At 36.0% G+C, this 20,846-nt stretch carries 25 protein-coding genes; 24 read left to right on the top strand and 1 reads right to left on the bottom strand.

What is annotated here, in order from left to right; translation table 11 throughout:
* Positions 1 to 91: 91 nt before the first annotated feature.
* From C406_RS0104490 to C406_RS0104375, 24 genes are all read left to right on the top strand, one after another.
* The gene (locus tag C406_RS0104490; protein WP_017379400.1) at positions 92 to 1,081 is read left to right on the top strand and encodes a TAXI family TRAP transporter solute-binding subunit; all 990 of its coding nucleotides are present in this window, start codon (positions 92 to 94) and stop codon (positions 1,079 to 1,081) included.
* Between the two features lie 98 nt (positions 1,082 to 1,179).
* The gene (locus C406_RS0104485) at positions 1,180 to 1,698 is read left to right on the top strand and encodes a DUF1850 domain-containing protein (protein WP_017379399.1); all 519 of its coding nucleotides are present in this window, start codon (positions 1,180 to 1,182) and stop codon (positions 1,696 to 1,698) included.
* On the top strand, positions 1,688 to 3,715 hold the full coding sequence (locus C406_RS0104480; RefSeq protein ID WP_017379398.1) for a TRAP transporter permease: 2,028 nt from the start codon (positions 1,688 to 1,690) through the stop codon (positions 3,713 to 3,715). Before C406_RS0104485 ends, C406_RS0104480 begins: the two co-directional genes overlap by 11 nt.
* Before the next feature lie 183 nt (positions 3,716 to 3,898).
* Positions 3,899 to 4,024, top strand: coding sequence for a hypothetical protein (locus tag C406_RS21220; protein ID WP_017379397.1), 126 nt, complete (start codon positions 3,899 to 3,901; stop codon positions 4,022 to 4,024).
* A 319-nt stretch (positions 4,025 to 4,343) separates the two neighbouring features.
* Positions 4,344 to 4,727 (top strand): DUF302 domain-containing protein, encoded by a 384-nt coding sequence (locus tag C406_RS0104470; RefSeq protein WP_017379396.1) that lies wholly within the window; start codon positions 4,344 to 4,346, stop codon positions 4,725 to 4,727.
* 371 nt (positions 4,728 to 5,098) lie between these two features.
* Positions 5,099 to 5,326, top strand: a complete 228-nt coding sequence (locus C406_RS0104465) for a sulfurtransferase TusA family protein (protein WP_026045607.1) — start codon at positions 5,099 to 5,101, stop codon at positions 5,324 to 5,326.
* Between the two features lie 36 nt (positions 5,327 to 5,362).
* Positions 5,363 to 5,842 carry a DsrE/DsrF/DrsH-like family protein gene (locus C406_RS0104460; protein ID WP_017379394.1) on the top strand — a complete coding sequence of 160 codons (480 nt, stop codon included), beginning with the start codon at positions 5,363 to 5,365 and terminating at the stop codon, positions 5,840 to 5,842.
* A 118-nt stretch (positions 5,843 to 5,960) separates the two neighbouring features.
* On the top strand, positions 5,961 to 6,257 hold the full coding sequence (locus C406_RS0104455; RefSeq protein ID WP_017379393.1) for a rhodanese-like domain-containing protein: 297 nt from the start codon (positions 5,961 to 5,963) through the stop codon (positions 6,255 to 6,257).
* A gap of 53 nt (positions 6,258 to 6,310) precedes the next feature.
* Positions 6,311 to 6,886 carry a sulfurtransferase TusA family protein gene (locus C406_RS0104450; protein WP_017379392.1) on the top strand — a complete coding sequence of 192 codons (576 nt, stop codon included), beginning with the start codon at positions 6,311 to 6,313 and terminating at the stop codon, positions 6,884 to 6,886.
* Between the two features lie 19 nt (positions 6,887 to 6,905).
* A complete protein-coding gene (locus tag C406_RS0104445; protein ID WP_017379391.1) occupies positions 6,906 to 7,298 on the top strand; it encodes a DsrE/DsrF/DrsH-like family protein in 393 nt (130 codons plus the stop codon).
* Positions 7,299 to 7,342: 44 nt separating this feature from the next.
* Positions 7,343 to 8,470, top strand: a complete 1,128-nt coding sequence (locus C406_RS0104440; protein WP_017379390.1) for an MBL fold metallo-hydrolase — start codon at positions 7,343 to 7,345, stop codon at positions 8,468 to 8,470.
* Between the two features lie 73 nt (positions 8,471 to 8,543).
* Complete coding sequence (locus tag C406_RS0104435) at positions 8,544 to 9,320, top strand: sulfite exporter TauE/SafE family protein (RefSeq protein WP_017379389.1); 777 nt, start codon at positions 8,544 to 8,546, stop codon at positions 9,318 to 9,320.
* Positions 9,321 to 9,375: 55 nt separating this feature from the next.
* The gene (locus C406_RS0104430; protein WP_017379388.1) at positions 9,376 to 9,723 is read left to right on the top strand and encodes a DsrE/DsrF/DrsH-like family protein; all 348 of its coding nucleotides are present in this window, start codon (positions 9,376 to 9,378) and stop codon (positions 9,721 to 9,723) included.
* A gap of 18 nt (positions 9,724 to 9,741) precedes the next feature.
* Positions 9,742 to 10,122 (top strand): hypothetical protein, encoded by a 381-nt coding sequence (locus tag C406_RS0104425; RefSeq protein WP_017379387.1) that lies wholly within the window; start codon positions 9,742 to 9,744, stop codon positions 10,120 to 10,122.
* Between the two features lie 543 nt (positions 10,123 to 10,665).
* The gene (locus C406_RS0104420) at positions 10,666 to 11,031 is read left to right on the top strand and encodes a hydrogenase maturation nickel metallochaperone HypA/HybF (RefSeq protein WP_017379386.1); all 366 of its coding nucleotides are present in this window, start codon (positions 10,666 to 10,668) and stop codon (positions 11,029 to 11,031) included.
* Positions 11,021 to 11,680, top strand: a complete 660-nt coding sequence (gene hypB / locus C406_RS0104415) for a hydrogenase nickel incorporation protein HypB (RefSeq protein ID WP_017379385.1) — start codon at positions 11,021 to 11,023, stop codon at positions 11,678 to 11,680. Before C406_RS0104420 ends, hypB begins: the two co-directional genes overlap by 11 nt.
* On the top strand, positions 11,665 to 13,968 hold the full coding sequence (gene hypF, locus C406_RS0104410; protein ID WP_017379384.1) for a carbamoyltransferase HypF: 2,304 nt from the start codon (positions 11,665 to 11,667) through the stop codon (positions 13,966 to 13,968). The genes hypB and hypF overlap by 16 nt, the downstream gene beginning before the upstream one ends.
* 19 nt (positions 13,969 to 13,987) lie before the next feature.
* Positions 13,988 to 14,221, top strand: coding sequence for a HypC/HybG/HupF family hydrogenase formation chaperone (locus tag C406_RS0104405; protein WP_017379383.1), 234 nt, complete (start codon positions 13,988 to 13,990; stop codon positions 14,219 to 14,221).
* Positions 14,196 to 15,302: a hydrogenase formation protein HypD gene (gene hypD, locus C406_RS0104400; RefSeq protein ID WP_017379382.1), complete on the top strand. Its 1,107-nt coding sequence runs from the start codon at positions 14,196 to 14,198 to the stop codon at positions 15,300 to 15,302. The genes C406_RS0104405 and hypD overlap by 26 nt, the downstream gene beginning before the upstream one ends.
* A 3-nt stretch (positions 15,303 to 15,305) precedes the next feature.
* Entirely contained in the window at positions 15,306 to 16,316 is a 1,011-nt protein-coding gene (hypE, locus tag C406_RS0104395) for a hydrogenase expression/formation protein HypE (protein ID WP_017379381.1), read from the top strand.
* A 55-nt stretch (positions 16,317 to 16,371) separates the two neighbouring features.
* Positions 16,372 to 16,899, top strand: a complete 528-nt coding sequence (locus tag C406_RS0104390) for a cytochrome b5 domain-containing protein (RefSeq protein WP_017379380.1) — start codon at positions 16,372 to 16,374, stop codon at positions 16,897 to 16,899.
* Complete coding sequence (locus tag C406_RS0104385) at positions 16,900 to 17,805, top strand: hydrogenase small subunit (RefSeq protein WP_017379379.1); 906 nt, start codon at positions 16,900 to 16,902, stop codon at positions 17,803 to 17,805.
* Positions 17,798 to 19,204: a nickel-dependent hydrogenase large subunit gene (locus tag C406_RS0104380; RefSeq protein WP_017379378.1), complete on the top strand. Its 1,407-nt coding sequence runs from the start codon at positions 17,798 to 17,800 to the stop codon at positions 19,202 to 19,204. Before C406_RS0104385 ends, C406_RS0104380 begins: the two co-directional genes overlap by 8 nt.
* On the top strand, positions 19,204 to 19,674 hold the full coding sequence (locus C406_RS0104375; protein WP_017379377.1) for a hydrogenase maturation protease: 471 nt from the start codon (positions 19,204 to 19,206) through the stop codon (positions 19,672 to 19,674). The genes C406_RS0104380 and C406_RS0104375 overlap by 1 nt, the downstream gene beginning before the upstream one ends.
* Before the next feature lie 132 nt (positions 19,675 to 19,806).
* Here C406_RS0104375 and C406_RS0104370 read toward each other — a convergent pair whose 3' ends face one another.
* Positions 19,807 to 20,787, bottom strand: a complete 981-nt coding sequence (locus C406_RS0104370; protein ID WP_017379376.1) for a TIGR00341 family protein — start codon at positions 20,785 to 20,787, stop codon at positions 19,807 to 19,809.
* Between the last annotated feature and the right edge of the window lie 59 nt (positions 20,788 to 20,846).

Raw genomic sequence — 20,846 nt, 5'->3', positions numbered from 1 at the left:
TCTGACTCTTACAACAATTTGACAAACTATTAATAATTCGTGCTAAAATAATAGTTGATACAAACAAATTGTTATAGGAGGAGTAAATTATATGAAAAAAAAGCAACTAGGAATTCTTGCAGCACTGGGACTATCTGCAGCTTTAGTATTAAGCGCATGTGGTAGTGGTAGTAGTAGTGATAGTGATGGTAGCAGTGAAAAGGAAGAAGAGTACAAGTTTTTAAGCATCGTTACGGGTGGTACAACTGGTACTTATTACGCACTAGGTGGAACTCTAGCTCAAATTATTAAGACTGAAACAGGCGTAGATACAACGGCAGAGGTATCTCAAGCATCAGCTGCAAACATGACAGCGCTTAAAGATGGCAAAGCAGAAATTGCATTCGTACAAACGGATATCGCTTTTTATGCTACAGCTGGAGAGTTTATGTTTGAAGGTGAAGCAATCGATTCTATTTCTGCAATCGGTGCGTTATACCCAGAAACGGTTCAATTAGTAACAATATCTAAAACCGGCATTACATCTTATGACGATTTAAGAGGGAAAAAAGTATCTGTAGGTGCTCCTGGTTCAGGAACATTTGCAAATGCCGAGCAATTATTAGAAATTCACGGCATGTCAATGGATGATATAGAAGCACAAAACTTAGATTTCGGTGAGTCACAAGAAAGTATACAGTCTGGTCAAATTGATGCAGCATTCATCACATCTGGTACACCAACAGGAGCAGTAGAAAGCTTAAACGCTTTATCTGAAGTTGTTATCGTACCTGTTGAAGATGCAAAAGCAGATGAGTTACTTGAGAAATATCCATACTATGCTAAGGAAACAATTCCTGCAGGAACATATGGTATGACTAAAGAAGTGCCAACAGTTTCAGTTCTTGCTATGTTAGCAGTTAGCAACGAACTTCCTGAGGATCTTGTGTACGATATTACAAAAGCAATTTACGAAAATACAGATAAAATCATGCATCCAAAAGGTGAATTCATTAAAGCTGAAACAGCTTTAGATGGAATCGATATCGATGTTCACCCTGGTGCACAAAAGTATTTCGACGAAGCTGGCGTTGGTAAATAATAAAAGCGCATAGCGTTCTTTTATTAATTGTAATAACTAGACGATGAAGCATTATGCTTCATCGTTCTTATTCTTATTCAAGAATCGGGATGAGTTAAATGAAAAAACGCACAATCCTTTCTTTTGGTGTAATTATGATAAGCATATTTCTCATAAGTGCGTTTATCCCTTATAAATGGAGTTTTGTCTTCTTCGAGCAACGGACAACTCATACAGTTGCCTATCTTCCCCTTCAAAATGAGAAGAGTTTCCAAATTCGATATACGCATTCTATTCATTTATCAGATGTTTTAGAAACATATACAGTTTCAAAAAGACATAATATTCAACTTTCATCCCTCGAATATGAAGATTTTGCAATTGGTATGCCATCTGGAGCAGGAAAAGGCGAGAATTTTGTCGAAAAAGAGGGTAAGTATTACATAACGAATATGTCACAAGTATTTCCTTCATTTGATTTACATGTGGGAGATATTGAACGTGATTTAGCATTTCGTTATGTTGATTATGAATATAATTTAAAAAACTATTTAACGAGAGGCGAAACGTATACTTTCCAAGTAGCACGTTTGTCACTTGTTGATCAATTGAAAGGAGCGAGGCTTCGTGAGCGATAAAACGAACGGTACTGAACATAACGAACAGTTTGAACAACTGTCTGTTGAAGAACAACGACAAATATTACAAAAGTATGACCCCGAATCCAACACGCGGGACTTACAGGGAATTATGCTTAAAGTCGTATTCTTTGGACTATTAGCCTTTTCATTATTCCAATTGTATACAGCTATTTTTGGGCAGTACACTGCCTACTTGCAAAGGTCCATTCATTTAGGTTTTGCTTTATCACTAATCTTTTTATTGTTCCCTGCCATAAAAAAAGGGAACAAAACAAAGAGGAGAATTCCTTTCTATGATTACATTCTTTCTCTTCTTTCAATTGGTGTCGGCTCGTATTGGCCAATTATGGCTGATGAATTATACTATCGTGTTGGAAATGTAACTACACTCGATTTAGTTGTTGGTATATTAGCAGTATTATTAACGCTCGAAGCAACGCGACGTGCTGTAGGAATGCCAATTACTGTTATCGCTACAGCATTTTTAGCGTATGCATTTTTCGGACCATATTTCCCTGGCTTTTTGGCTCATCGTGGACAAGATTTAGAAAGTTTGGTTCAATTAATGTTCTTTACCACGGATGGCATTTTAGGTACACCACTTAGTGTATCTGCAACATTCATATTCGTCTTCTTGCTCTTTGGTGCTTTTCTCGTTAAGACGGGTGTAGGACAATATTTTAATGACTTGGCTGTAGCTTTTGCCGGTCACCTAATTGGAGGACCAGCTAAAGTAGCGATTTTCTCTAGTGCACTCCAAGGGACAATTTCAGGTAGTTCAGTAGCAAATGTAGTTACATCAGGTTCTTATACAATCCCTATGATGAAAAAACTTGGCTATAAAAAGGAATTTGCCGGTGGGGTAGAAGCAGCTGCATCAACTGGTGGACAACTTATGCCACCAATTATGGGAGCCGCAGCATTCTTAATGGTAGAATTCATCGGTGGTATTCAATACTGGGATATTGCAAAAGCAGCAGCGATTCCAGCACTTTTATATTTCACGGGTATTTGGATTATGACGCATTTTGAAGCAAAACGTTTAGGTTTACGTGGTTTGTCAAAGGAAGAAATGCCAGATCGTAAAGCGGTATTAAAGAAAATATATTTATTACTTCCAATTGTCGGAATTATCTTCTTCTTACTAAATGGAGTACCAACGATGCGGGCTGCGTTGTATGGTATTCTCTTGACCATAATTGTTAGTGCATTTAATAAAGCTACACGTCTTAGTTTCAAGGATATGATTGAAGCTCTTGTAGATGGAGCGCGAACAGCTCTTGCGGTAGCAGCAGCAACTGCGGCGGCAGGTATTATTGTCGGTGTTGTTGTGAAAACAGGTCTTGGTTTAAGTTTAGCAAACGGATTGGTTTCAGCTTCAGGTGGGAATATCTTATTAACGCTATTCTTTACCATGTTAGCAGCTATTGTTCTAGGTATGGGTTCACCAACGACAGCAAACTATGTCATAACATCGACCATTGCCGCACCAGCTGTCATCACGCTGTTAATGCTTGATTTGCCAGAAGGGGCATCAGTTCCGATAGCAATTGCATTATCAGCACATTTATTCGTATTCTACTTTGGTATTGTTGCTGATATTACACCACCAGTTGCTCTAGCTGCATTTGCAGCATCTGGAGTTTCCGGTGGCGATCCAATTAGAACAGGTTTCGTTTCAGCAAAACTTGCCATAGCGGCATTTATCATTCCGTATATGTTCGTTTTATCACCCGAATTATTAATGATTGATACCACGATTCCACAGTTAATTTGGGTATTAATTACTGCAATTTCTGGTATGATTTCCATCGGTGCAGGTATGATTGGCTACTGGTATCGTCAAGTGAAATGGTATGAACGTATTTTAGCTGTCGGTGCTGGTATACTCCTTATTTATCCAGAAGGAATATCAGATACGATCGGTTTAACTTTGTTCCTATCATTATTCGCTATTCAATATTTTACTAGAGATAAGAGTCATGATAAGAAAAAAGCAATTCCAGTAGTGTAACTTAATAATTATCAAAAAAAGATCGTAGTGGATGTTGAATCCATTACGATCTTTTTTGATTTAACTGTAATGAAAGAAAGTCTTTTCGACCATACTGAAAATATAAAACTAATTGAACTAATGTAACGATGACATGAATATTATGTAGTAGGTAAATTAAGTTTGATAAAAGGAGTGAATTAGATGGAGGATCGTTTGATCGAAAGCTTAGGACATTATTTTGTGTATCATAAGATTAGAGAACGTTATGGTCTTACGTTTGAACAATTTATTGACAAGTGGGAACGGGGAGTATGGAAAGCTTCTTAAGTTTGTAGTTAATCAAAAAAGGTACTGTCTAATAAGTCCCTAAAGTAAAACAGGTGAAGAAAAACGAGTCGTTTTTCTTCACCTGTTTTTATGTTTTTACTTATTGCTATTGAAAAGTAGCTGGCGGATCCCTACTACTATTAAGAGATTGTGTGCCAATGCCACATTCCCAACTTAAAAGTCATTTTCTATGCCTTTTGGGACAGCTCCTTTTTTTGAATAATTCTCCGTGAACAACAGTTAGTATAGATTACTGGAGATTATTTCAATAATTATGATAATATACGGTAAGAACGAAAAATGTTAAGGAGGTAATCATTTGTTTAATTATACTGTTGAAACAAAGAAAAGTGTTGAGGAGGCAATTAGTGCCTTAGAAATAAACTTAAAAGAAGAAAAATTCGGTATTTTGTGGATGTTTGATATTAAAGAAAAACTTGAAGAAAAAGGTCTTGAGTTTGAAAAAGAGTTCAAAGTACTGGAAGTATGTAATCCTCAAGAAGCACAAAAAGTACTAATTGAAAATGAAATGGCGGGATATTTTTTACCTTGTAAAGTTGTTGTGTATGAAAGTAATGGGAAAACAAAAATAGGCATGCCAAAACCAACATCGCTTATTAGCATGTTAAACGATGATAAAATGGAGAAGTTTGCTAAAGATATAGAAGACCGATTAATTAGTTGTATAAGTAAAAGTATTTAATGGCTGTTAGTAGCTTGATTATCCTGACAGAATAATTACGAGGTTGACTCAAAGATCGTAGAAATATGGCATGAGTCAACTATTCGTATGTATTTAATTGTGTTGCTATGAATATACATATAAGGGTATCTTACAGCTTCTTGTTATAGAGACTAAGAGTTAGTATGAATTTTATAAGTGAAACGTAGTTGAATCTGTTTTTGAAAATATAGTCAAATGCAGACGAGGAAAGTAGAGAAGCAGAAGCAGATGCTTGCTTGTAAAATGTGTTGAATAAAATGTAGGGGTTGACTTCTTTTTTTTTTTCTAGTAATATACCCAGGGGGGTAAGGAAATTTAATAAAAAATAATTGGAGGAATATAAAATGACTATGACTGTAGATAAAGTGTTAGATGCAAAAGGGTTAGCATGTCCAATGCCAATCGTTAAAACAAAGAAAGCAATAAATGAACTTGAAAGTGGGCAAATTTTAGAAATTCATACAACAGATAAAGGCGCAAAAAATGATTTGACAGCTTGGGCTAAATCCGGTGGTCATGAATTAATGAAACACGAGGAAGAAAATGCAGTTCTAAAGTTTTGGATCAAAAAAGGTTAATTTTAGAGAAAATAATAAGCATTTAGGAGGCAAAACATGACTGAAAAGAAAAGAACAACGATTGTATTATTTAGTGGAGATTATGATAAAGTGATGGCGGCATATATTATTGCTAATGGTGCAGCAGCTTATGATCATGAGGTCACCATTTTCCACACGTTTTGGGGTTTAAATGCATTACGTAAAGATGAGAATATAGAGGTTCCAAAATCCTTTATGGAAAAAATGTTTGGAAAAATGATGCCAAGAGGCGCAGATAAAATGGGCATTTCAAAAATGAACTTCGCAGGTTTCGGACCGAAGATGATCAAAGATGTAATGAAAAAGCACAATGCGTTGACTGTACCTCAATTAATTGAAATGGCACAAGAACAAGAAATTAAGTTAGTGGCATGTACAATGACGATGGACTTATTAGGTCTAAATCAAGTTGAATTATTGGACGACATTGAATATGCTGGTGTAGCTGCATATTTAGCTGACGCTCAAGAAGGAAATGTTAACTTATTCATATAAACCGCTTTAGGGTATATCTTAATTACTTGATTTAGGGTGATTTTAAGATAAGCTAAAAAGGGTATGATAAGTAATATGGCGAGATGAAATAAACAAAAAACGTAAGGAGGACTATACCATGAAAGAAATAACTGCAGAACAAGTTAAGTTAGTAGTAAGTCAAGGGAAGTCTATAAATATCCTCGATGTGCGCGAAGTGGATGAAGTAGCTTCTGGAAAAATTTCAGGAGCAGTAAACATCCCATTAGGGTTAATTGAATCACGTATAAATGAGCTAGATAAATCAAAAGAATATATAATGGTTTGTCGTTCAGGTGCTAGAAGTGGCCGTGCTACTAAGTTCCTTGATACTCAAGGATTTAATGTCATGAATATGACAGGCGGAATGCTTTCTTGGGAAGGTAATGTAGTTTAAAATTTTTTAAATTTAAAAATACCCCAGAAGGTATAATAACAGGAGGTTATAATTTGGATAACTTAAAAGCAAATGTAATTTTAGATGCAAAAGGATTGGCATGTCCAATGCCTATCGTGAAAACAAAAAAGGCAATGAATGCTTTAGAGGCTGGTCAGGTTTTAGAAGTTTTAGCAACAGATAAGGGATCAAAAGCTGATCTTAAAGCTTGGGCTAGCAGTACGGGGCATCAATATTTAGGTACGATAGAAGAAGGAACTGTATTAAAGCATTATTTAAGAAAGTCATCAGGAGCTGAAACAAATGAACGTAAGCATCCAAATGTGGCAAATAATGAAGAACTCGATAATAAACTAAAAAATAATGATCATATTGTTGTTCTTGATGTTAGAGAAGCGGCAGAATATGCATTTGATCATATTCCAAATTCACTCTCTATTCCTATGGGTGAATTAGAAAGTCGTTTGAATGAATTAAACAAAGAAGACGAAATCTTTGTTATATGTCGTACTGGAAATAGAAGTGATTTTGCTGCACAAAAGTTAGCAGAAAATGGCTTTACTAATATAATCAATGTAGTACCAGGAATGAGTCAGTGGACTGGAGAAACAACTAGTATAAACAACTAAAAATTAGGAGGAAAATTTAATGACTAAAGTAGCAATTATTGCAAGTAATGGTGGATTGTTTGACGCATACAAGGTGTATAATATCGCAACAGCAGCAGCAGCAACAGATCAAGAAGTAGCTATCTTCTTCACATTTGAAGGGCTAAACTTAATTCATACAGAAGCATATCAACAACTTGAAATGCCTGAGGGTAAAGAACATTTCGCAGAAGGTTTTGCAAAAGCTAATGTTCCAGCCATTCCAGAATTGGTTGCAATGGCACAAGAATTAGGTGTTAAATTCATTGGTTGCCAAATGACAATGGATGTAATGGGTCTAGAAAAAGAAGCATTTGTTGATGGAATTGAAGTAGGCGGAGCTGTAACATTTTTAGAGTTTGCTAAAGATGCAGATGTAACGTTGACATTCTAATATTATTTTTTATAAAAAAATATACCGTAGGGGGTAATTAAAAGATGACTGTAAATATACTAACTTCACATGATGTAACGAAAAAAGTATTTAATAAAGAAGAATTATTTATTTTAGATGTTCGTAATGAAAGTGATTTTCAAGATTGGAAAATTGAAGGGGAAAACTTTGAATTTCTAAATATACCGTACTTTGATTTACTTGACGGTGTTGAGGGAATAATGAATGATATTCCTACTGACAAAGAAATCTTGGTTGTATGTGCAAAAGTAGGCTCTTCTATGATGATTGCAGAGATGCTATCTGACGCCGGACTAACGGTATCCTACTTAGAAGGTGGAATGAAAGCTTGGAGTGAACATTTAGAACCAGTTAAAGTTGGGAATCTTGAAGATGGTGGAGAAATTTATCAGTTCGTACGTATTGGTAAAGGTTGCTTATCTTATATGGTAGTCTCAAATGGTGAGGCGGCACTTATTGACTCTACAAGAATGACTGACGTCTATGTTGAATTTGCCGAAAGCATTGGAGCAAAAATCACACATGTATTTGATACACATCTTCATGCCGATCACATTTCTGGTGGACGCGTGATTGCTGAAAAAACAAATGCAACTTACTGGTTGCCACCAAAAGATGCAACAGAAGTAGTATTTGACTATCAACCATTAGAAAATGGGAACGATGTAACAATAGGAGATACAACGATTAATATTCATGCTTTGTATTCACCAGGTCATACTATTGGATCAACCTCGTTTGTAGTCGATGATAAATTCTTGCTGTCAGGAGATATCTTATTTATTGATTCAATTGGAAGACCAGATTTAGCTGGAATGGCTGAAGATTGGGTAGTAGATCTTAGAGAAAGTCTTTATACACGTTTCAAAGAATTATCTAAGGATTTAATCGTTCTTCCAGCGCATTTCATGATCATTGATGAATTAAATGAAGATGGTAGTGTATCTAAAAAATTGGGAACGTTATATGAAGAAAATCATGGTTTAAATATTAAAGATGAAAACGAATTTAGAAAACTAGTGACAGAGAATTTACCGCCACAACCAAATGCTTATCAAGAAATTCGTCAAACAAACATGGGAATCATTAGCCCTGATGATGAGAAGCAGCGTGAAATGGAAATTGGACCAAATCGCTGTGCAGTTCGATAAAGTTTAACTATGTGAAAATTTTTAAAATGAAGGAATCCAGTTTGGGTTCCTTTTCCTTGAAGGAGGTAAAATAATGGATTTAGGATTTATTATTACTATTTTCTTAATTGGATTTATTGGGTCCTATATATCGGGAATGCTAGGAATTGGTGGGTCAATCATAAAATACCCAATGCTTTTATACATTCCTCCAATGCTTGGTTTAGCGGCATTTAGTGCCCATGAAGTTGCTGGGATAAGTGCTATTCAAGTGTTTTTTGCAACAATTGGTGGTGTTTGGGTATATCGTAAAGGCGGCTATTTAAATAAAGATTTAATTATTTACATGGGAACAAGTATCTTAATTGGGAGCTTTATCGGTAGCTACGGATCAAAATTTATGAGCGAAGATGGCATTAATTTCACCTATGGTATTTTAGCTGCAATCGCAGCAATTATGATGTTTATACCGAAAAAGGGACTTGACGATATTCCTCTAGATCAAGTGAAATTCAATAAATGGCTTGCTGCTACACTTGCTGGGGTTGTAGGTATCGGAGCTGGGATTGTAGGTGCAGCAGGTGCATTTATATTAGTACCTATTATGCTTGTTGTGTTGAAAATTCCAACACGTATGACGATCGCTTCTTCATTAGCCATAACATTTATTTCATCTATTGGTGCTACTATTGGGAAGATTACTACAGGACAAGTGGATTATTATCCGGCATTTATCATGGTAGTTGCTAGTTTAATCGCTGCACCTTTAGGAGCTATGGCTGGGAAAAAAATGAATACAAAAGTGTTACAAGTTACTTTAGCATTACTAATCCTTGGAACAGCTATAAAGATTTGGATAGACATTTTATAATTTTGAGACCTAATTGGAATCGAATTAATATTTGAATATCGAAAGAAGGGCTTGTATGGCAAACAAGAAGTTTATATATTTTGTGTCGTTAAGTTCAAATGCAACCTATGTATTAAAGCAATCTCTTGAAATGGTCAAGCAACATAATGAAGTGGTCCTATTTTTTGACCTTGATGGTGCTAGGGTTTTAGATCAACGTTATTTAAAGAAATTAGATCGAACCCATGGTACCGATTTGGCTTTATTATTGAAACTTGCTTTAGAATCAGGAATCAAATTGTATGGATGTCAGATGAATGTCTTAATTGCAGATGGTTTAGAACTTGTTGATGGAGCTGAACTTGCTGGAGTTGTGACCTTTTTGGAATTAGCCTATACGGCTGATGCCGTACTAAGCTATTGAAGGAGGGGATCATATATCATGGAATCAAAAAAAGTAGTTGTATTAGCTCTTCATGACGAACTAGAGTCAGCGTATCCTCCATTAAATATTGCAGTTGGAGCCGCCTCTTCAGGAGCAGACGTAATATTAGCCTTTTCTAGAAGCGGTGTAAATATCTTGGATAAAAGATATATTCCTATTCCATCTGAAGGCATCGAATATCTTTCAAACGCAATACATGATTTTAATGTACCTACAATTCATGAGATGCTTGAAATTGCGGTTGAAATGGGTGTTCAATTATATGTTGTTGATTTAGATATTGATGATGAGTCTAACTTTATTTATCCTGCTGAACAAGTTCCGATTAAATGGATTTTAAATGAAGCTGTATCTGCAGACCTGTTTGTTCATTTTTAAGTAATAGAGGCAAAACCAGTCCCATAATTAATGGATGGTTTTTCCTCTATTTTTTATATTAAAGGATTCTTTGCTATTCTCCTTCCAACAGGAAATCCTGCGGTGAGTGTGCGTCCTTTACTTCCCTATAACTTTCATGCACAGGGTTTTAAATTTGGTTAATGAAAGAATAGACACTGAATGTATAAAGAGTGACCGAAGATATAATTTCGGTCACTCTTTTTCAGTCTTTAATAATTTTATATAGTGTAATTCAAAATTTATGAAATTAGCTGAGTTACAGCCCAAAAAATATGAAGGAATACACCATGGCATAAAAGATAAAATAAGGGATGTACGATAGACAAAAAAGGTTATTTTGTTAGGTTTTTCTTAACGTGTTCTTTATGAGCTAATATAAAGACTAAGTTGAAATTTGATGAATCGATGTAAAGTATGAAATATAAAGAGAAGATTGAATATAATTGGCATTTACTTTTTTTAGTTCTTTTTAGTAAAACTAAACATAAAATTTACGAAGACTATTAATGGAAGGTGGTCTCAATGCATGAGATGTCGCTTATGTGGGAGATTATTAATCTCGTCTCTGATGATGCTAGATTAAAGGGTTTCAACAAAGTGAGTAAAATAGATGTGATTGTTGGAGATTTATCTAATGTATTACCTGATGCTCTAGAGTTAGCATTTCTATATTTTAGAACTGATCAAATACGTTTTATTGATGTAAGAACGGAATTACATATTATACGTGAGGTGGCCTCAGCAAAATGTGAAACTTGTCAGTGGGAGTTTGAACCTGACTACAGGGTAGCACTTTGTCCAGTGTGTGGACTCCTGAACTGTCTACTTATTTCTGGTGAAACATTTAGAGTTGAATCATACGAAGGAAGTGATGAACATGAAAGTTAATCTTAGGGAAGATGTATTAAAAGATCACAATGTAGTAGCTAAGTTAAATAGAGAAATATTCAAAAAAAATAACACGCTTGTGATTAACTTAATGAGTTCTCCCGGTGCTGGTAAAACGACATTACTCGAAGAAACAGTAAAAGCTTTAGTAAATAAGTTTACCATTGCTGTCATTGAGGGAGATTTAGCGACAGACCGGGATGCACAACGATTACGTTTGCTTGGAATAAAAACGGTTCAAATAAATACGGTTGGGGGCTGTCATCTTGACGCAAGGATGATTGCTAAAATAATACCAGAATTTGAACTTAATCAAATTGACATCCTATTTATTGAGAATATTGGGAATCTCGTATGTCCATCCGGTTATGATTTAGGACAAGACTACAAAGTGGTTGTCTTAAGTGTACCGGAAGGCAATGATAAAATTCCTAAATATCCAGTGATGTTTAGACGTACAGATTTAACCATCATTAATAAAATTGATCTCCTTCCATATGTTTCTTTCAACATAGAAGAAGCGAAAAAAGATTTAGCAGCAATCAACCCTCAAGCTCAATTACTAGAACTTTCCGCACAGACTGGTGAAGGTATTGAAGACTGGATAAGTTGGATAAATGATGCGTACCTACAATGCGCAAAGCCTTAAAAATAATTGTGACGGGACGAATACAAGGGGTTGGTTTTCGTCCTTTTGTCTATTCGCTTTCAATAAAATATGACCTTACAGGGACAGTTCAAAATAACATTGGCTGTGTAATTATCATTGTAGAAGGAAATGGAAAAAAGGTAAGTGACATGGTAAACGAATTAGAGATTTCTCCACCACCATTATCAAAAATTAATGAAATACGCATTAATCAAATTCCTTTGAATGGCTATCAAGAGTTTTCTATTATTTCTAGTGAAATAAGTAGTGATGCTGTTCCTTGGATGTCTCCGGATGCTGCTATCTGTAAACACTGTCTAGAAGAATTGATGGACCCGCACAATCGACGTTTTCAATATCCATTCATAAATTGTACTCAATGCGGACCACGCTATACCATTATCGAAAGCCTTCCCTATGATCGACCCAATACAACTATGAAAGATTTTGAAATGTGTCACCTTTGCCGTGAAGAATATGAAAATCCATTGAATCGGCGACACCACGCTCAACCAATTTGTTGTCCAGTATGTGGACCTACTGTTACTCTTCATAATCAAAGAGGGGAATCCATAGCTGAACAACAACGAGCAGTTAATCAGACAGTTGATCTTTTAAAACAAGGAAAGATTATAGGTATTAAAGGAATAGGTGGCTACCATTTAGCTTGTGATGCTTATCAAGAGCGTGTTATTGACCAATTAAGACTTTCAAAAAAACGACCGCAGCGACCATTGGCTATAATGGCAAAGTCCGTGGATGTTGCAAGAAAGTTTTGTTATATATCTAGCAAGGAAGTGGAAATGCTTACTAGCCTAGAAATGCCTATTGTTGTGTTAAAGAGAAAAAGAGATGGTTTATTACCAGAAAATTTATCACCAGGTTTATCTACTCTTGGAATTATGTTGCCTTACACACCTTTACATCATTTGTTGTTTGAGAATAGTGGGTTGGAATGCATGGTGATGACTAGTGCTAATTCTTCTGGTTTTCCTATTCAATATAAAGATGAATCTTTACCTAACATACAAGAAATGTGTGACTATCTTTTAACACATAACCGCAATATACATTTTCCAATAGATGATTCTGTTGTTCAATACAATGGAGAAAATACGCTATATCTACGGCGTGCTAGAGGGTTCGTTCCTGACCCTTTGGAAACAAATGCAAAAGTGGATCAACTAATTGCTTTAGGTGGAAATCAAAAAAATACGTTTGCAGTTGGAAAGAGAAATTATATAGTGATGAGTCCTCATATTGGAGATTTAGAAAACGAAGAAATGATTCACTCCTTTGAAGAACAACTGCATCATTTTAAAGAATGGCTTGGAGTTGAAGAACCGTATATAGCAGTTGATAAACACCCTTTTTATGCATCTAACTCAATTGCTGAAAAACTGAAAAGTAAAGTGATTCCCATTCAACATCATCATGCTCATCATGTGTCTTGTATGGAAGATAATCGACTAGAAGAGCCTTGTATAGGCATTATATTAGACGGAACAGGATACGGGGATGACGGACACATTTGGGGGTTTGAATTTTTATATGGAAATGGACATTCATTTGAACGTCTTGCGCATTTACAATACACCCCCCTTCCAGGAGGAGAGAAAGCAGTTAAAGAACCGTGGAGAAATGCAGTTGGAATGTTACTATATTTCTGGCCAATAGAAGGAAAAGAGTGGTCTACAAAACTATTTCCTGAGAAATCAAAAGAAATTAACATAATTGAAAGCATGATCAACAATCACATAAATACGCCAATGGCAGGAACTTGTGGCCGCTTGTTTGATGCGATCAGTGCAATTCTTGGGATTTGTTTAACGTCCACCTATGAAGGAGAAGCTGCAATCAAATTATCGGATGCTATGGATGAACCCCAAATTGAATCGGATGAGAGTTATTCATTTCATTTAGAAACAAACCGTAAAAACCAAACTCAGCTCGACCTGTCTCCAATGATTTATCAAATCATTCAAGACAAATTCAACAAACATCCCAATACAAAAATCATTCAAACCTTTCTTCGAACAATCGTCTCTTGTTGTGTTCAAACGGTTCAAAGACTAGTTGAAAATAGACCCGAATTGAATAGAACGGTAGTACTTTCTGGAGGGTCATTTCAAAACATTTACTTAGTTAGGGAGATTAAAAGACGACTTCAAATTGAAGGCTTTAACGTCCACACACATAAAAACCTACCTTGCCATGATGGTGGCTTATCAGTAGGACAAATAATAATTGCATCTCACGCTGTTAATAAAGTGCCAATGGACATTTAACTAAAGGTGGTGAAATTATATGTGTGTTGGAGTACCTGCACAAGTAGTCAAAATTGAAGACCATACAGCTTTAGTAGATGTTATGGGTTCAAGAATGTATGTGGGAACCATTTTTGTTCCTGAAGTTAAGGAAGATGATTTTGTATTACTTCATGCAGGACAGGCATTAACTATAGTCGATGAAGAATTTGCCAAAGAAAGTATGGAAGAATGGAGGAAAGTATTGGATGGTAAACATGGAGATTTTTTCTGATCCAACAATTGCTCGTCATTCGCTTGAAGCAGTTATTAAGTTAGCGGAGAGATTTAAAGAAGAAAAAGGTAGAATTCCAGTATTCATGGAAGTATGTGGATCACACACCATGGCGTTTGCCAAAACAGGAATAAAAGCTAGATTAAAAGACCATATAGGGCTGATTGCTGGGCCAGGTTGCCCGGTATGTGTCACTGATCAAAAATCTATTGATGCCATGATTCAATTATCTGAAGAACCTAACAGAATTCTTTGTACCTTTGGTGACATGATGCGTGTACCCGGTTCTAAATTCACATTGATGAAAGCTAAAACAGAAGGTAAGGATATCCGAGTCGTTTACTCCCCGTTAGATAGTGTGAAAATTGCACAAGAAAATCCTGATAAGGAAGTCATTTTTTTAGGGATTGGATTTGAAACGACCATTCCCATACTTGCTCTTGCTGTTCGCGAGGCAGAGAGGAGGGAGTTAAAGAATTTCACCATATGGATGACAACGAAATTGGTAGAACCTGTATTAAGAGTCCTTCTTGATTCAGGTGAAGTAAAACTTGATGGGTTTATTTTACCTGGGCATGTCTCCATCGTTTTAGGAAAACAGAGTTACAATTTTTTAGCTGAAGAATATGAAATTTCAGGTGTAATAACTGGATTTGAGCCCGTACAATTGCTTAGTAGTATGTATAAACTGCTAGAGCTCCTTCTAGAAAAAAAAGTAGATATCATCAATGATTATACATATGTAGTGAAAAATGAAGGGAATCTAGTTGCTCAAAACTTCCTAAAACAATATTTAGAACCTTATGACGAGGAATGGCGAGGTATGAGCACGATTCCTAAAAGTGGATTAGTCCTTAAAGCAAAATACGCTCAATTTGATGCGAAAAAGAAGTTTAAGGTAGTTATAGAAGAGCCGAGAAAAACAAAATGTCGATGTGGTGAGATTATTCGAGGATTAATCACACCTGAACAGTGTATTTTGTTTGATAAAGCGTGTACACCAACTAACCCGATTGGTCCCTGTATGGTTTCTACAGAAGGAACCTGTGCAGCTCATTATCAATACATGAGGGAGGAATAGAACTTGGTTCAGCGAATTAGTTTAGCTCATGGGGAAGGCGGTGAATTAACTCACCAACTCATACAACATGTATTTCTTAAATCTTTTGGCCATTCTGAACAAGTACAACTTGATTCTGCCATTGTTCAATGTCCTACACAAACTATCGCCGTCTCAACTGATAGTTACGTAGTCAAGCCTATTTTCTTTCCAGGAGGAAACATAGGGAAGTTAGCCATTACAGGGACAGTAAATGATTTAGCTGTATGTGGAGCAATACCTCACGTCATAACAGCTGCATTTATTATTGAAGAGGGGTTTGAGATTCCTAAATTAAAAAAGGTCGTTGATAGTATGGCAGCAGAAGCCAAAAATGCTGGAGTGACAATCATTGCAGGTGATACAAAAGTAGTGGAAAAGGGTAGTGTAGATGGTTTATTTATTAATACTACTGGGATTGGATGGATTCAAGAAAAGCATCGTCTAAAACCTGAAGCTATCCAAGAAGGCGATTCTGTTATCATAAGTGGCACAATAGGAGATCATGGTATTGCAATCCTCAGTGCACGTCAAGAGCATGGTTTGTTAACCGATGTCGAGAGTGATTGTGCATCATTAAATCACCTTATTCAAGAACTTGTAGAGGAAATCGAGGGTATTAGAATAATGCGAGATCCTACGCGAGGTGGATTAGCTACAACATTAGTAGAACTATGTGAAGATTTTCATTTTATTGTTGAATTAGACGAAGTATCTATTCCGATACGTAATGATGTTCAAGGTGCCTGTGACATTTTAGGTTTTGACCCTCTCTATCTTGCAAATGAAGGGAAAGTAGTTTTGATTATGGACCAGAATAATAAACATAAAGCTCTTGAGATAATGAGGAAAAATGTATTTGGACAGAATGCTAGCATTATTGGTCATATTACTTCTAGTGATGTAGATACTGGAAAACTGCTTTTAAAAACCCCTATGGGAACAACGAGACGTCTTCATAGACTAACAGGTATGCTATTGCCTAGAATTTGTTAATTTTCTTAAGTCTGATGCATAGAATAAGATGTATCAGACTTAAGGAGAGGACAAATTGCAAAATATTGAGTTGCTCAGGCTACAAATGAATCATCTTGTTACTCAGGCACGACATGATATTTATACACTTTCTACCCAAGATGACTCATCCGTGAAACAACAGATTCTACAACGATTATGGGATACACAATCATCCATCCATTTTATAAGTGAGTTGTTAGCTAATCAAGCCATTTCTAACTTGTATGTTACCCCTCTACAACAGCTAGCACCTGTTAATTCGAGGAATACAAATCAACAACAAATTCCACCAATCACACCCTCACCTACCCTACCTTCTCAGCAAGCCAATCAACGTACCTTTACAATAGAAGAATTAGCTAACTACGATGGAAAAAATGGCAGAGCTGCTTATATTGCGGTAGATGGAATTGTTTATGATGTGACAAACAACAGGGCATGGGCAGCCGCTAGTCATTTTGGTTTAACAGCAGGAAAGGATTATACTGGAGAATTTGCATCTTGCCATGCAGGGCAACAATCGATTTTAGCTACACTACCAGTTGTAGGGAGGTTAAATTAAATGAAACCACATGTTTTACCACCAGAACCCATGACAAATGAAGCGATTACTTCAAGATTAACAAATACAGTCATCGACAATATTAATAAAGGGCTAATTAAGAAAAAAAATTTAGTTTACTTAGAGTTAAATGGATGTTCTGGAAATATCATCTCTTTGTTAAATGGGCAAAATCCGGACTTTGAATATACATTAAATTCAATGGTGAATATTCGTTATTGTAATAGTTTAATGGCGTCCGAGGGAGAACAGGCCATCGAGAAACTGATGAATACGCTGGATGAAGACTATATATTAGCAGTTGAAGGTGCTGTAGCTTTAAGAAATAATGGTTTATACAATGTAATTGGAAGTTGGCAAGGCAAACCACTAACTGGTCTTCAGGCAGCGACAATGTTTGGAGAGAAAGCATCACATATTTTAGCAGTAGGTGCATGTGCAACTCATGGTGGTGTATCTGCTGCGAAACCAAATCCATCTCAATCAGTAGGATTACAAAAAGTTCTTCCTCAAAAGAAGATGATTAAACTGCCAGGTTGTCCTGTTCATCCAGATTGGTTTTTAGGGACATTAGCTCACCTCTTACTTTACGGGGAACCAGAAACCGATAACATGGATCGACCATTAATGTTTTATAGTTCGCTTATTCATGACCGATGTCCTAGAAGACCATTTTTTGACCGAGGTATTTTTGCTGAGAAATTAGGAGATAAAACTTGTTTATTTAAGCTTGGTTGCCGTGGTCCAGTTACTAGGGTTGATTGTCCAACTCGGCAATGGAATGGTCATGTGAACTGGCCAATTGGAGATGACACCCCATGCATAGGTTGTGCTCAATTTGGTTTTCCAGATGCAATGGCTCCATTCATAAGCTACGATACGACGAAAGTGGTGAAGAATGAGTAGAAAAATTATTATTAATCCTTTGACTAGAATTAGTGGGTTTATGGAAATTGATGTAACCATAGAGAATAATCAAGTGATTGAAGCTAAAACGAAAGGGAATTTATTTCGAGGGTTTGAGCAAATGCTAGTAGGAAGAAATCCATTTGATGCAGTATACTTCACACAACGAATATGCGGTATTTGTTCGGCCGCACATTCTATGGCCTCATCATTAGCTTTAGAGGATGCCCTAAACATTAAGCTCATGGAACAAGGACGATATTTACGTGACATTATTCATTGCTGCGAGTTTTTACAAAATCATATTCGCCATTTCTATCAGTACACCGTTCCAGACTTTGTAAAGATTGAACAAAATCCTCTTTTACTATCAGACCATGACGATTTCAGGTTACCAAAAGCAATAAATGATCGGATTTCACAGCACTACTTTGATTCACTTCCAATAAGTCGTCTTGCTCATCAAATGCTAGCAGTATTAGGGGGGAAAGCTCCCCATAATCATGGGGTCTTCATTGGAGGTATTTCAACTCAGGCAACAGCAGAAAAAGTCGTCCATATTGATTCCATTTTACAAAAAGTTACTCAATTTATTGATGAAAAAATGATTCCCGATGTATATGATATCGCTCACTATTATCAGGAATATTTTCACCTAGGAAAAGGCTACGGTAATCTTCTAACATATGGTTCTTTTAACAATTATAAAGATTTGGGGACGTTATATGTTGATCCACTTGTCTCAAAAAATGGATATCTGGAGACATTTGATGAAAATAAAATACAGGAAAAAATTGATTACTCCTGGTACACGTCAAAAAAAAGTACGAATCAACCAAGTGAAGCAGTAACAGAGCCAGATATGGATAAAGAAAAAGCATATTCTTGGGTAAAAGCGCCGAGATACGACCATCTTCCTTTTGAGGTAGGTCCACTAGCAAGATTAATACTAAGTGGGGAGTATGACAATAGAATCTCAGCCATGGATCGAACCATTGCTAGAGCAATTGAAGCAAAGAAAATAGCAGAAATCATGAAGGTCTTATTACAGCAAATTATTCCTGGAGTAGACGTACAAAAAAAATATGAACTCCCTGAAATAGCAGCTGGAAGAGGCTTAGTCGATACAACGAGAGGCGCACTTGGGCATTGGCTTGAAATTAAAGAAAAAAAGTTATCATTTTATCAAATAATAACTCCTTCAACATGGGACTTTTCTACTCGAGATAATAATGGATATAGAGGTGTTGCTGAAGAAGCGTTAATAGGCACACCTATTCAAAATCCCGACAAACCTGCAGAGATTGGAAGAATTCTTCGATCCTTTGATCCGTGTATGTCTTGTGCCACTCATGTATACAGTCCAGGAAGACAAGTAAAAACGATAAAGGTGTTTTAATGGAAAGAATAATCGTATTGGGCATTGGAAATCAATTAATGATGGATGATGGTATTGGAATTTCTCTTGTTGAGGAACTTGCGAAACTTGATCAAACATCAAACATTCATTATTTAATTGGGGAATCAGATATTGATTATTGTATTGGAAAAATCGAAGAGGCAACATTTACTATTATTCTCGATGCTGTTTGTTCAGGTAAAGAAACTGGAGAAATATCAATTTATTCTCTAGCTAATTTACATGAACATCAAACACTAGATATCTCACCACATAATCTTCATTTATTTCAAGTATTGTATCAACAAAGAGAGACAATTAAAGGGTTTCTTATTGGAGTGGAACCTTATGAAATATCATTCCATATTGGCATAAGCCAGACTTTAAATGAAAAATGGGATCAAATATTATTAGAAGTGAAAAAGACAATTGTCCAATTAATTATGAAAGAAAATATGTACATAGACTGATGCTTTGTTCATCAACTTTCAACAAACCTGAAATAAAAGAATTGGGTTAGTCTTTTTTTTGAGGTACCCATCCCCTAAGTTATCTTAAAAAGCTTAGGGGTCGAGTACCAATTTGTAAGTACTGAGTAAGTATTAGACAAAGTTTATAAAAATAACGGCAGTTATTAGTACAATAGAGATGATTGAAATAAATAGGAGAGAAAGTTTTCTCGAGATATTCGCATTCTGTAAATCCTTCCAATTGTTTGGTTTAATGCCACTTAACCAGAATACAATCACAGCTGAGAGAAGTATCGAATTAATGTTGACCATTAATAGAATAAACGGTACAACAGCCTCTACCCAGTTACCCGTGCCAAGAGTCATACCGAATACGACAGCAGGTGGTAGTAATGCTACTGAAACCATAACTCCCACAAGAGACCCCTCATTCCTTTTAATAAAAGAAAGTGCTCCTGCAGCACCTGAGGCGAGGGCAACAACAACATCAATAATTTGAATGTCTGTCCTTGATAGAAACTCATTACTGTATATAGGTGGAAGGAAGAAAAAACCAAATATAGTAGAAATCAATATGGGAATACCTATTCCAAATAATGACGTTAGTAAAGATTGACGAATTAACTTAAAGTCGCCGAGAACTGACGCAAAAGAAACAGCAGTTACAGGACCAATAATAGGGGCGATTACCATAGCTCCAATAACAATTGCAGGACTGTTTTTTATTATGCCGACCGCTGCAATAACTGAGGAGAAAAGAATAAACCACATATAACTGATACTCATGTGGCTAGATTCCGCGACAGCCTCATATAATTCGTGACGGCTCGCTCGTTGTAAGTCTTTTTCCTTATCATTTTGTTTCTCTTTTTCCCTAGGAAGATACGTTTGTACAGGAAGCAACATTACTTGATATGTATCCTCTCCGCCGGGCAATTTCTCCAAATAATTAAGGATTAGTTCTACATCATTTGTTTCTACAAGTATCCGTGTTAGCTTCTTTTCATTTAATTCATCGGAAATCCAATAGGAAACAACAGGGAATTCGCCCTTAATTTCTTCCATATTTAAAAAATCCCATGGAGCATATATCTCAAGTAACTGTAATGTCATAATAATCCGTCTCCCATTTTCTAAGAAGAATCTTACAACTTATTATTGCCCCTATTTTC

Source organism: Paenisporosarcina sp. TG-14 (assembly GCF_000297555.1).
GTDB lineage: Bacteria > Bacillota > Bacilli > Bacillales_A > Planococcaceae > Paenisporosarcina > Paenisporosarcina antarctica.
Note: the sequence above shows the minus strand (reverse complement) of the source record. Positions and strands in the feature narration are given on the sequence as shown.